The organism is Pseudomonas putida, from assembly GCF_050989985.1.
Lineage (GTDB): Bacteria > Pseudomonadota > Gammaproteobacteria > Pseudomonadales > Pseudomonadaceae > Aquipseudomonas > Aquipseudomonas putida_AI.
The window spans coordinates 4,312,067-4,324,011 of the sequence record NZ_CP158815.1; the positions used below are offsets into that span (position 1 = coordinate 4,312,067).

Here is an 11,945-nt window from a genome sequence, read left to right on the forward strand (position 1 = left end):
TCAGAGCAGGATATTTTGCCAGGAAGCTGTCCGAAAAATTCGTTTTCATTAAGCCTCAAGGAGGCAGTATGGATGACCGCACCGAACTTCAATGGCGTTATCTCAAAGACAATCTGGACCATTCGCGCCATCACGAGTCCATGCGCGCCACCTCCACAAATATCATTCTTGTCGTGGCGGGCGCGTGCTTTTCCATCGTGGGTCTCGATAAAAATATATTGATTTCCGATTTGCCTGCCCTGACTTTTATTGCCCTGCTCGGGATCTTTGGCGCGCTCTTCGCGGCGAAGCAAACCGAGCGAGCCTCCTTGCACTATCAGCGAGCGCGTGAACTTAGGGGCGCCATTGATGACGGGCCACACGCGCCGGACTTCAAAGACCTGAAAAATAAGGCGGATAAAAAGAACGATCAAAAGTACCCTTTTTTGTCAGCCCGTGATCTCAGAAGCTTTTGGATATCTCTTCATCTGTCAATAACGATCCTGGCTCTAGTCTTCATAGTTATCGCGCTGAAAGCGCAGGTCGGAAACTGAGTTGACGGAGTCAACTACGGCTAAAACGAACGAATGTGCAATTTTGCGCATTTATCATTTACGTAGATGCCGTACCGGGCCGGGTGAGTTATTGGCCACCTTTGTTCACAACCTGATTTACCTGATCACCAATCCCCAGTGGCGGCACGACTTCCATGCGGCCGCTGTTGCATCTTCTGGCGGTGGCCAAGCATGAGTTGAGTGGGAATCGGATTCTGAGGAACATGAGTTTTCAGACATCCACCTGGGAGGCGCCTGCGGTGGCGCCTGCGCCCATCTGCGTTCAGCAGTTGAGACCCATGTTTGGCGACAGCTTTCACGATCGTCGCCGTGTTCCAAGGCACTAGCGGTTTACAGGGTGCCAGCGCTTGCGTAGTGACATGGCGACTATGCTTGTAGTGGACCAGGCCCGTAGTTGAATTTCTCCGGGCCTTTTTCCCCTGACTCTGGTCGAGGCGCGCCATGACTGACTCGCTCTATGGCGATGCGGTGCTCAGCCCCAAGCTACTGAAGAATGCCTCCCGGGCGATCGACGGTAAAAGCACGCTGTCCTGCCTCCTCTCGTTTTTTTCCTTGATTGAAGCCGCGGTGCTGTATGAGCGTATTTGGTACTTGCCGTTCGGCGACAGCGGCGGTAAGTCAGTCAGCGGTTCTGCCATGTGGGAGTTTCTGCACGGCGCTGGAGTATTGAAGCTGTCACCCGAAGATCAATGGTCCGAAGGCAAGCCATTGAGAGACAAAGTCGAGAACGAGTGGCGGGAAAAAATTCAAATGATTTGCCGTGTGCCCTCCTACGCACATGCGTCCCAGGATCAAGTACTGAGTACCGCCTTTTATTACGCGTTTCATGGCGCTGCCTTTGTGGACTTGCTGTATGAACAGCCCCAGCGGAACAAGCTCTTTTTCACCCAACAGCGCCTCGACGACTGGCAGCGCTACGCCTCCGGCAGCGACTTCGATCAAGCGCGTGAAGATGCCAACAACGGAAACGACGGCGGGCGTTACACCGACTGGGAAAACATGGCGAAGATCATGGCGCGGGCCGCAATGGTCAACGAGTTGAAGGCGGACTACGTCGGCGATGCCGTGGAAAGCCCCATCGTGCTCATGAGCAACTCCATCGCCCATAACAATGTGGCTGCCCGCCTTTATCGATTCGTCTCGGAAAAGTTTGATAAAGACACCAAGGGGCTTATTGCAGATGGATACAACAGGGCCTTGGCAATACCTCCGATCGTGGCATTGGTCCTGGACAGATCCGACGGCAATGCCACTTCCATCTATACGGAAATACTCGCGCTTCGTGAAGAGTTCGCTTCATTTCGCACGAAATACCGTGAATATCAGAACGTGCTGAAAAACCCGACAAACTTGTCCCTGGATGAACTGCAAAGCCTCCAAAAACACCACATGCGCGAAGTCATAGGTGCCTTAGACAAGATCTCTTCCAAACGAATCGACAGTGCGATTGTCGCGGAAATCTTTGGCCTGGAAGTCTCCGGGGAATCAAAGGACGGCGCTTATGAACTCGATATAAGCCCGAAACTGTCCATCGGTGAACTGCTGAAACTGGCGGCCCGGCAGATCCACCTTTCCCGTATCAAAGGCAGGGCAAGCATCCTGTTTGATACTTACAAGAAGGCGACCGCAATACGCGGCTATCACAAACTGGTGCAACGGCGATTAGGCGTTACTATCAGTGAGGACGAACTAAAGAACTACAAAAAATACTCAGCCATTGTCGAAGGCATCTCCCGGGTTAAACGGGACTGACACCAGAGAAAAAACGCCCTATGAATTTGACCATCCGCAACGAACAAACCGAAGACATCCAACGCATTGCCACACTGACTGCCGCAGCGTTTAAACACGCAGAACACTCCAGCCACACCGAACACTTCATCGTCGACGCCCTGCGCCGCGCCGGGCAACTGACCGTCTCCCTGGTTGCAGTGGAGAATGACGAAATCTTCGGCCACGTCGCCATCTCCCCCGTCACCCTGTCTGGCGGAGAAACGGGCTGGTACGGACTCGGCCCCATATCCGTATCGCCGAACCGCCAAGGCCAGGGCATCGGCTCAACCTTGATGAAAGCCGCCTTGGCTGAATTGCAAGGCAAGGGTGCAGCGGGCTGCGTGTTGCTGGGCGAACCTGGCTACTACAACCGCTTCGGTTTCAAGGCCAACACGGGATTGGAGTTGCCCGGCGTTCCCCAGGAATACTTCCAGGCACTGTCCTTCAGCGGTGATGTGCCAACAGGCACCGTGCAATACCACGAGGCTTTCAACGCAGCGGAATAAAACTACGGCAGCCTACGCCACCTCCTACAGAACACCACATCCCCTGTAGGAGCTGCCGAAGGCTGCGATCTCTTCAACCCACCACGCACTCAAGCCGGATCAATCTGATCCAACACCCGATTCGCCGTAATCTCCGCCAGCATCACGCTATTGGAAATCCCCAACAACGCATGCCGCGCCCCACCATCCAGAAGATCCACCAACTGATGCACCACAGTCATTCAATTCCAGCTTTACAACCCAATTGACAGTGCACCGCAGTACATCAAAGAACTACACACAATCATCTGCGCAAACATGAATCCCAAGGCAGCGCCCGGAAACCCAATGCCGGCGACAATCCCCGGCAAGCTTGCTTTCCAGCGATACCTCAATAGCCGCCCTCGGAATACACTAGACGACGAAACACCATCTGAACGATTTAGCCAGTCTGTTGCATCGACCGGTTGAATCCACAGCCAAAAGCAGTCATTCAGGATCGTGAATTTTTCCGCTGCAGCTATCAGGGTCTTTGTCTGATCTGATCGTATCTGCATCACTCGTGACTGCCCCGTTCTGAGACAGTTGTACGGGTTCGATACAACTCCCCCATGACGGTTACTCCCTGGTTTGCCTGCCGACAAAGGCTGCATCCAGTGTCCACGGCATTTTCCTGTGACTGGCACATCCGTTGCTCCAGGGTCACGCACAAGACCCATAACAACGAGGCCTCACCCATGGACCATCCACCGCTGCATCACAAGACCGTCGAATTCCTTGCGAGGCAACCGCGCATGCTGATCGGCGCCGAATGGGCGTTCGCTTCCAGCGGCGCGACCATGTCCGTGCGCAATCCGGCTACTGCCAATCTATTGTTGGAAGTGCCTTCCGCTGACCATGTCGATGTAGACCACGCCGTACAAGCCGCGCGCCGTGCCTTCGACGACTCCGCCTGGAGTCGCATGCGCCCGCGCGAGCGGCAGAACCTGCTGTGGCGCCTGGCCGATCTCATCGAGCGCGATGCGCAAGTGATTGCTGAGCTCGAATGTCTGAACAATGGCAAGAGCGTGCAGATGGCGCGTCTGGTAGACGTGCAGCTGTCCATCGACTTCCTGCGCTACATGGCTGGCTGGGCGACCAAGATTTCGGGCAGCACGGTGGATCCGTCCCTGCCGCTGATGCCGGATTCCGAGTTCCACGCCTTCATCCGTCGTGAGGCGGTCGGTGTGGTCGGTGCCATCGTCGCCTGGAACTTTCCCTTCATGCTGGCGTGCTGGAAACTGGGGCCGGCCCTGGCCACCGGTTGCAGCCTGGTGCTCAAGCCGGCCGACGAGACACCGGTCAGTGCGCTCAAGCTGGCCGAACTGGTGCTGGAGGCCGGATATCCCGCCGGTGTGTTCAACGTGGTCACGGGGACCGGGCTCAACGCCGGCGCTGCCCTTACCCGCCACCCCGGCGTGGACAAGCTTACGTTCACCGGCTCCACCGAAGTGGGCAAGCAGATCGGCAAGACAGCCATGGACAACATGACCCGCGTAACCCTGGAACTGGGGGGCAAATCCCCCACCATCGTTCTGGCCGATGCCGACCTGCAACAGGCTGCCGCCGGCGCAGCCAACGCCATCTTCTTCAATCAGGGCCAAGTGTGCTGCGCAGGGTCACGCCTGTATGTACAGCGCAGGCATTTCGACCGGGTGGTGGGTGACATCGTCGACGTCGCCAACGGCATGAAGCTTGGCAACGGTCTCGACCCCAGCGTGGACATGGGCCCGCTCATTTCCGCCAAGCAACAGGACCGCGTGCACCACTACATCGAGATGGGCCGCGAGCTGGGTGCCACCGTCGCCTGCGGCGGCGAGAAATCAGGCCCCGGCTACTTCGTCAAACCCACGGTAATCGTGGATGTCGACCAGAAGCATCGCCTCGTCCAGGAGGAAATTTTCGGCCCAGTGCTGGTGGCCATGCCCTTCGACGATATCGACGAGGTTGTGCGACTGGCCAACGACAATCCCTATGGCCTGGGTGCGAGCATCTGGTCTAACGATCTGGCGGCGGTACATCGCATGATCCCGCGCATCAAGTCGGGCTCGGTGTGGGTCAACTGCCACAGCGCCCTCGACCCGGTACTGCCCTTTGGTGGCTACAAGCTTTCCGGTGTCGGCCGTGAAATGGGTGCGGCGGCCATCGAGCATTACACCGAACTGAAAACCGTCATGATCAAACTTTGAATCCCCCTTTCAGGTCGGGGCCGTCTCACGCGGCCTCTGCCTGCTTTTTATTCCGGGCGACCTGCCCATCACTGCTATCGAGGAAACCACCATGCCGAAATATGTCATCGAACGAGAAATCCCGGGAGCCGGAAAACTCTCGACGCAGGAACTCCGAGCGATCTCTCAAAAGTCGTGTGCCGTGCTTGGCACGCTGGGGGCACAGATTCAATGGCTGCACAGTTATGTGACGGGCGACAAGGTCTACTGCCTGTACATCGCTGCGAACGAGCAACAGGTTCGTGAGCACGCAGCACAAGGAGGCTTCCCGGCCAACCGCGTGTCCGAAGTGGTTGAAATCATCGACCCGACCACCGCCGAGTAAGCCACCTGCCTGGGCAAGGCTGTCGCCCGTCGCAGCGCAGCCTTGCTTATGGCGTCAACTTTGCTCCATGCCTTTGAGCTTGCGGTACAGCGTCGCCCGGCCGATACCCAGGCTGCGCGCCGTCGCCGAGAGATTTCCACCGTTGGCTTCCACCGCCGCCTTGATGGCGCGCAGTTCGGTGGCGTGCAGGGTCGCCCGCTCCTGAGGTTGTGGCGTGTCTAAACCTGCTTCGACCTGAGCGGCACAATTCTCCAGGACTTCGTCCGGCAGGTGCTGCAAACCAATCTCTCCTTCATTTTCCGCCAGTGCGGCAGCCAGACGCAGGGTTTGATAAAGCTGTCGAATATTGCCTGGCCAGCGGTAGGCCAACAGCGCCTGCAACGCCTGGCTGCTCAGTTGAACCGGCCGGTGCGCGCGGGTTTCAGCGCGAAGCAGATGGCCGATCAGCGCCTGAAGGTCACTGCGTTCACGCAGGGCTGGGAGGGACACACGCAAGCCATTGATGCGGTAGTACAGATCCTCGCGAAAGCCCCGGTCGTCAGTGAGCTGCTTGAGGTCGCGGTGGGTGGCGCAGATCAGCGCGCAATCCACCTTGATCACCTGGCTGCTGCCAAGACGGGTCAGGCTGCGCTCTTGCAGCACACGCAGCAGTCGACCCTGAAGCTCCAGGGGCATGTCACCGATCTCGTCGAGAAACAGCGTGCCCTTGTGGGCCTCTTCGATTTTCCCGCTGGCGCCCCCCTTGCGGCTACCGGTAAAGGCGCCTTCAACGTGGCCGAACAGTTCGGATTCGATGAGGCTGGCCGGAATGGACGAGCAGTTGATCGCGACGAAGGCTTCGCCGGCGCGCTTGCTGCCTTCGTGCAACAGTCGGGCGAAGACTTCCTTGCCGGTGCCGGTTTCACCGTTGACCAGCACCGGGATGTCGTGGGCAAAGGCCTTGCGCGCGCGGCCAAGGGCATCCTGCAGGGCAGGATCCTCAAGGCAAGGCCTGGATTGCGGCGCTGGAGGCTGTTCGGCAACGACGGCCGGCAGGAGCTTGGCAGGCTCGCGCCGCGCCGGTTTCTGGCCAGGTGTCATGGTGATGCAGGCATGCAGCTCGCCGCTATGGTGGCTGCGCAGACGCAGCGGTGCGCTGAGATCGTGGCGGCGATAGCAGGCAGCATGGATGAAGGGCATATCGAACAGCTCGGAGAAATCCAGGCCGATCTGGATTTCTCCGAGCTTCAACAGCTGACTGGCAATGCGGTTGGCGCACCTTAGTTTGCCCGCCGGGTCGAAAGCCAGCAGCCCCTCCATGGGTGTGCCAAGTATGTCCAGGCGGTGATGCACATGCACCAGCAGCACCTCGCCGAGCTGGGCGAACATGCGGTTTTCGATGGCACGGGCGGCAAATACCAGCGATTCCAGGGTGTAGATCGAAGGCGCCCCGTGCTTACTGCTCGCATCCAGGACACCGACGATGCCGCCGTTCAGACCGAAGATCGGCGTGGCCAGGCAGGAAAACTGGCGCGCCTCTTCCAGATAATGTTCCTCGCCGACGAAGAAAGCCGAATCGCACTCGGTCAGGACGCAGCTGGGGGCGGTGGTCCCGACATTCTGCTCGGATATCTGTGCACCAACGCGGAATACCTGGTTCAACTCACGATTGTCTGTGCTGCGCCGGCCCAGGCTGCCGATCACCACAGCCTCCAGATCCAGGCACGCGAGCACCCAGTCCTTGGGCGACAGGGCTGCGTGCAGTTGTTCCATTTCCGGGGTGGCGCAGCTCAACAACAGACGGTTGCTTTCAGCGATCTGCGAACTGCTGGCGACTACCGGTGCTTCGAACAGCAGATTGTCGCGATGGCATATTCCATAGTTGCGCGAACGCTGCCAGGAGCGTTCGACCACTTGGGAATCGACGAATCGTTTGCGCGAAGGAGGCGTCGCGGAGGGGGTGTTGGTTTTGCGCATGGCAGGCATCTCGCAGGCAGGTGTCTCGAACTGGGTCAACCAGACCCCAAGCCACTGTCTCAGTTTGAGTCAGCGATACAGCGGGTCAAATTCCGCGCTGGCTTCGAACACTCTAAATTCCATTCATGTTATTGATTTACAAGCAGTTTTATCTAACCAGAAAAAACTGGCACAAGCTCTGCTCAATGACATCACGCAAGCCCGGACATCCCCTCCGGTCTTGCGTTAATCATAAACAAAAATAATAAAGGTGATGTCATGAAAATGAGCACAGGGCCGGCTCGCGCCAACCAGGGCCGGTTATCGCGCGAGTTTCTTCGAGCACGTCTGTTGCACGCTTCGCTTTTTACCCTGATGGCCGGCTTTTCCTGCGGCGCCCTGGCCCTGGACGTCGATGCCGGCGATTACACCGCGCTCCCCAAGGACACCAACCTGGGCCTGCTTTATTACCAACATGCCGAACGCAATGCGCTCTATGCCGATGGCCACAAGGTGCCGGTCCATGCCGGGCTGGACTCGGATATCGGCATCCTGCGTGGCGTGCATTTCATGCAGTTGGGCGATTACATCGTCGATCCACAGTTTCTCCTGCCATTCGGCAACGTGCGAGCCAGGGATGACCTGAAGGACCTGGGCAGCGACAGCGGCACCGGCGACCTGATCCTGGCAGCCACCGTCTGGCTGGTGAATGAACCGGATAAACGCCGCTACTTCGGCATCACCCCTTTTCTCTTCGTGCCTACCGGCAGCTACGACAAACACAACGCGATCAACCTGGGTGAGAACCGCTGGAAATTCACGTTGCAGAGCGGCTACATCACCGGGCTGACCGACAGGCTGACCCTCGATCTGGTGGGCGACGTAACGTTCTTCGGCCATAACAATGACTACGGCAGCGCGGGTGTTACCCAAAAGCAGGATCCGCTCTACCAGGGCCAGGCTTTTCTGCGCTACAACTTTACCGACCGCTTCGACGTACGTGCCGGGGTATCGAAACTCTGGGGTGGCGAAAGCGAAATCGCCGGGCTGGACATGGACGACAAACCGGGCACCAGCAAATACACCGTGGGCACTTCATACTTCGTCACGCCAGGCACGCAGCTGATGGTCAACTACGGCCAGGACATGTCCGTGGACAGTGGCTTCAAAGAGCAAAGGCGAATCAATCTACGCATCCTGCAAATGTTCTAGTTCTCAAGCGCTCGCGCGCAGAGCACGCAAAACGATCTACCTACAACAAGCACAATAGGACTCTTGCGTAATGATCAAGACGCAGTCAGCACCTCTGAAAATCGCTGCCCTCACTCTGGCTCTGCTGGCGCCGTTCGCCGGTGCCACCCCGGTCGATCAAGCCGCCATCGTCGCCAGTGAGAACGACGGCAGCCAGTGGCTCAGCCACGGTCGTACCTATGCCGAACAGCGCTTCAGCCCACTCAAGCAGATCACCGAACAGAACGCCGACCAACTGGGGCTGGCCTGGCATCTGGACCTGGATAATCACCGGGGCCTGGAAGCAACGCCACTATTCTCGGACGGCGTGCTTTATGCGTCGCTGTCGTGGAGCCGTGCCATCGCCATCGACGTCAAGACCGGCAAGCAGCTGTGGGCCTTCGACCCGCAGATTGATCGTGGCAAAGCCCGCGATGCCTGCTGCGATGCGGTCAACCGTGGCGTCGCACTGTGGAACGGCAAAGTCTACATCGGCACCCTCGACGGCCGCCTCATCGCCCTTGATGCCAAGACCGGTCAGCAGGTGTGGAGCCAGCAGACAACCGACAACAGCCTGCCCTACACCATTACCGGTGCGCCGCGAGTGGTCAAAGGCAAGGTGATCATTGGCAACGGCGGCGCCGAATATGGGGTACGTGGCTACTTTTCTGCCTACGATGCCGAAAGCGGCAAAATGGAATGGCGCTTCTACACCGTGCCGGGCGACCCGAACAAACCCTACGAGCACCCGGAGCTGGCCGAGGCAGCCAAGACCTGGACCGGTGACCAGTACTGGAAGCTCGGTGGCGGCGGCACCGTGTGGGACAGCATGGCTTACGACCCGGAGCTCGACCTGCTCTATATCGGCACCGGAAACGGTTCACCGTGGAACCGCAATATCCGCAGCCCGCGAGGCGGCGACAACCTCTACTTGTCATCGATTCTGGCCATCCACCCGGACAGCGGCCGCCTGGCTTGGCACTATCAGGTGACCCCGGGTGATTCCTGGGACTTTACAGCCACCCAGCAACTCACCCTGGCCGAACTGGAAATTGCCGGTAAACCGCGCAAAGTGATCATGCAGGCGCCCAAGAACGGTTTCTTCTATGTGCTGGATCGCGAAACCGGTCAACTGCTCTCCGCTGAAAAATTCGGCAAAGTGACTTGGGCCGAGAAAATCGACATGGCGACCGGCAAACCCGTGGAAACACCCGGTGTGCGTTACAAGGACAAACCCATTGTGATGTGGCCGAGCCCGTTCGGCGCACATGGATGGCACTCGATGTCGTTCAACCCGCAGACCGGTCTGGTGTACATCCCCTATCAGGAGATCCCGGGCGTTTACCGTAACGAAGGCAAGGACTTTGTAAGGCGCAAGGCATTCAACACCGGCGCCGGGTTCTCCGACGCCACTGAAATCCCCCGCGAGGCGGTATCCGGTGCGCTACTGGCCTGGGATCCGGTGAAGCAAAAAGAAGCCTGGCGCGTGCCGTATTCGAACTACTGGAACGGCGGCACCCTGAGCACCGCTGGCAATCTGGTCTTCCAGGGAACGGCAGACGGTAATTTCATCGCGTACTCTGCGGACAAAGGCAAGAAACTGTGGTCCTTCGCTGCCCAGACCGGCATCGTCGCGGCCCCCATCAGTTACCGTTTCGAAGGTGAGCAGTACGTTGCCGTGATGGCGGGCTGGGGTGGTGTCGCGCCCCTGATTGGCGGTGACGCCGCTAATGCGCCGGGGGTGGGCAACGTCAGTCGCCTGCTGGTATTTAAACTCGGTGGCAAAGACTCATTGCCGCCACTGCCGGAAAAAGCGCAGGTCGTCAGTCGCATACCGAAACCGGTTGACGCATCCGCTACAGACCTCGCCGCGGGTCAACAGCTGTTCGGCTCCTACTGTTCTGTCTGCCACGGCGTGGGTGCTGTCAGCGGCGGTTTGATTCCCGACCTGCGCAAGTCCGACGAGGCGCGGCGCAGCCTGTTCCAGCAGATCGTCCTGGACGGCGTGTTGAAGCCTTTGGGCATGCCGTCTTTCAAAGACGCGCTGGAGCCTGCCGATGTCGAGAAAATCAAGCAATACGTGATGAGCCGGGAGTACGCGGACTACCTCAAGGCATCACAGTCGGCCAAGGCCGCACCATGATTGCCTTGTGCTAACGCGACGACGGCGAGCCAGCAGCACCGGACTCGCCGTCCTGTCGGGCAAGGATGCGCAACAGCTTTTCTAAGATGAACCATCCAATAACAGTGAGGAACTCGACCATGTGGATCAAACCTGCCTACACCGACCTGCGTATCGGCTTTGAAGTCACCATGTACTTCGCCAGCCGCTGACCCGGGAGTGTGGTGCCGTCTGCTGCTCCACTCCACAGGCATGGCACCACATCAATTTGGCCCCGGTGCGCCGGGGCACTTTTTTGCGCAGTCGTGCCCTGACGCGCTTGCTGGTCGGATCAAATCATGTATATCCAGATTCTAGGTTCCGCCGCCGGCGGCGGTTTCCCCCAGTGGAACTGCAACTGCGTGAACTGCGCCGGTTTTCGCAACGGCAGCCTGCGTGCCAGGGCGCGGACCCAGTCGTCCATCGCAATTTCCGATGACGGTGTGAACTGGGTGCTGTGCAACACTTCCCCAGACATCCGCGCGCAACTCCAGAGCTTCGCCCCGATGCAACCGGGCCGCGCCCTGCGCGATACCGGCATCAGCGCGATCATCCTGATGGACAGCCAGATCGACCACAATACCGGCCTGCTCATGCTGCGCGAAGGTTGCCCGCATCAGGTCTGGTGCACCGACATGGTCCATGAGGATTTGAGCAGCGGTTTCCCGCTGTTCAACATGCTGAACCACTGGAACGGCGGCTTGAGCTGGAACCGCATCGAACTGGACCAGAGCTTCAGCATCCCGGCCTGCCCCAACCTGCGCCTCACCCCGCTGCCCTTGCGCAGCGCCGCGCCGCCCTATTCGCCGCACCGCTTCGACCCGCATCCGGGCGACAACATCGGCCTGATCGTCGAGGACCTCAACACCGGCGGCAAGCTGTTCTATGCGCCGGGGCTGGGCAAGGTCGATGCGTCATTGCTGGAGATCATGGCCGGCTGCGATTGCCTGCTGGTGGACGGCACGCTGTGGGACGACGATGAAATGCAGCGCCGTGGCGTCGGCACCCGCACCGGCCGGGAGATGGGCCACCTGGCGCAGAACGGCCCCGGCGGCATGCTCGAAGTGCTGGAAAAACTGCCTCGCCAGCGCAAGGTGCTTATCCACATCAACAACACCAATCCGATTCTCGATGAGGATTCGCCGCAGCGAGCGGAGCTGGAACGGCGGCAGGTTGAAGTGGCGTATGACGGCATGAGTATCGTGCTGTAGCGGA

Annotated in this window: 10 protein-coding genes and 1 pseudogene; 9 read left to right on the forward strand and 2 right to left on the reverse strand. The window is 58.9% G+C overall.

The annotated features are described in order from the left end of the window. Positions 1–68 precede the first annotated feature (68 nt). The 3 genes from ABTV29_RS19640 (at position 69) to ABTV29_RS19650 (ending at position 2,833) form a co-directional block, all read left to right on the forward strand. Positions 69–533 carry a hypothetical protein gene (locus ABTV29_RS19640; protein ID WP_433766349.1) on the forward strand — a complete coding sequence of 155 codons (465 nt, stop codon included), beginning with the start codon at positions 69–71 and terminating at the stop codon, positions 531–533. 462 nt (positions 534–995) lie between these two features. Next, a complete protein-coding gene (locus ABTV29_RS19645) occupies positions 996–2,306 on the forward strand; it encodes a hypothetical protein (RefSeq protein WP_433766350.1) in 1,311 nt (436 codons plus the stop codon). A gap of 20 nt (positions 2,307–2,326) precedes the next feature. Next, positions 2,327–2,833 (forward strand): GNAT family N-acetyltransferase, encoded by a 507-nt coding sequence (locus ABTV29_RS19650; protein WP_433766351.1) that lies wholly within the window; start codon positions 2,327–2,329, stop codon positions 2,831–2,833. A gap of 89 nt (positions 2,834–2,922) precedes the next feature. On the opposite strand, the pseudogene ABTV29_RS19655 reads toward ABTV29_RS19650, so the two are convergent. Then, a pseudogene (locus ABTV29_RS19655) lies at positions 2,923–3,048 on the reverse strand (DUF6124 family protein); the annotation flags it as partial. A 501-nt stretch (positions 3,049–3,549) separates the two neighbouring features. Between ABTV29_RS19655 and ABTV29_RS19660 the strand changes: the two are divergent. Further along, the gene (locus tag ABTV29_RS19660) at positions 3,550–5,040 is read left to right on the forward strand and encodes an aldehyde dehydrogenase family protein (protein WP_433766352.1); all 1,491 of its coding nucleotides are present in this window, start codon (positions 3,550–3,552) and stop codon (positions 5,038–5,040) included. 91 nt (positions 5,041–5,131) lie between these two features. Then, on the forward strand, positions 5,132–5,404 hold the full coding sequence (locus ABTV29_RS19665) for a DUF4242 domain-containing protein (protein ID WP_433766353.1): 273 nt from the start codon (positions 5,132–5,134) through the stop codon (positions 5,402–5,404). Between the two features lie 54 nt (positions 5,405–5,458). Here the strand turns inward: ABTV29_RS19665 and ABTV29_RS19670 are convergent, their stop codons facing one another. Continuing rightward, positions 5,459–7,360 carry a sigma-54-dependent Fis family transcriptional regulator gene (locus tag ABTV29_RS19670; protein ID WP_433766354.1) on the reverse strand — a complete coding sequence of 634 codons (1,902 nt, stop codon included), beginning with the start codon at positions 7,358–7,360 and terminating at the stop codon, positions 5,459–5,461. A 258-nt stretch (positions 7,361–7,618) separates the two neighbouring features. Between ABTV29_RS19670 and ABTV29_RS19675 the strand changes: the two genes are divergently transcribed. The 4 genes from ABTV29_RS19675 (at position 7,619) to pqqB (ending at position 11,941) form a co-directional block, all read left to right on the forward strand. Next, positions 7,619–8,551, forward strand: a complete 933-nt coding sequence (locus ABTV29_RS19675) for a transporter (RefSeq protein ID WP_433766355.1) — start codon at positions 7,619–7,621, stop codon at positions 8,549–8,551. A gap of 73 nt (positions 8,552–8,624) precedes the next feature. Beyond that, positions 8,625–10,712, forward strand: coding sequence for a PQQ-dependent dehydrogenase, methanol/ethanol family (locus ABTV29_RS19680; RefSeq protein ID WP_433771948.1), 2,088 nt, complete (start codon positions 8,625–8,627; stop codon positions 10,710–10,712). Between the two features lie 119 nt (positions 10,713–10,831). After that, entirely contained in the window at positions 10,832–10,903 is a 72-nt protein-coding gene (gene pqqA / locus ABTV29_RS19685) for a pyrroloquinoline quinone precursor peptide PqqA (RefSeq protein WP_097084786.1), read from the forward strand. 126 nt (positions 10,904–11,029) lie between these two features. Next, entirely contained in the window at positions 11,030–11,941 is a 912-nt protein-coding gene (pqqB, locus tag ABTV29_RS19690) for a pyrroloquinoline quinone biosynthesis protein PqqB (protein WP_433766356.1), read from the forward strand. Positions 11,942–11,945: the final 4 nt, after the last annotated feature.

Coding starts and splice junctions, on each gene's coding strand:
- ABTV29_RS19665 (WP_433766353.1), top strand. CDS start 5,132: ATGCCGAAATATGTCATCGAACGAGAAATCCCGGGAGCCGGAAAACTC.
- pqqB (WP_433766356.1), top strand. CDS start 11,030: ATGTATATCCAGATTCTAGGTTCCGCCGCCGGCGGCGGTTTCCCCCAG.
- ABTV29_RS19660 (WP_433766352.1), top strand. CDS start 3,550: ATGGACCATCCACCGCTGCATCACAAGACCGTCGAATTCCTTGCGAGG.
- ABTV29_RS19675 (WP_433766355.1), top strand. CDS start 7,619: ATGAAAATGAGCACAGGGCCGGCTCGCGCCAACCAGGGCCGGTTATCG.
- ABTV29_RS19650 (WP_433766351.1), top strand. CDS start 2,327: ATGAATTTGACCATCCGCAACGAACAAACCGAAGACATCCAACGCATT.
- ABTV29_RS19645 (WP_433766350.1), top strand. CDS start 996: ATGACTGACTCGCTCTATGGCGATGCGGTGCTCAGCCCCAAGCTACTG.
- ABTV29_RS19670 (WP_433766354.1), bottom strand. CDS start 7,360: ATGCGCAAAACCAACACCCCCTCCGCGACGCCTCCTTCGCGCAAACGA.
- ABTV29_RS19640 (WP_433766349.1), top strand. CDS start 69: ATGGATGACCGCACCGAACTTCAATGGCGTTATCTCAAAGACAATCTG.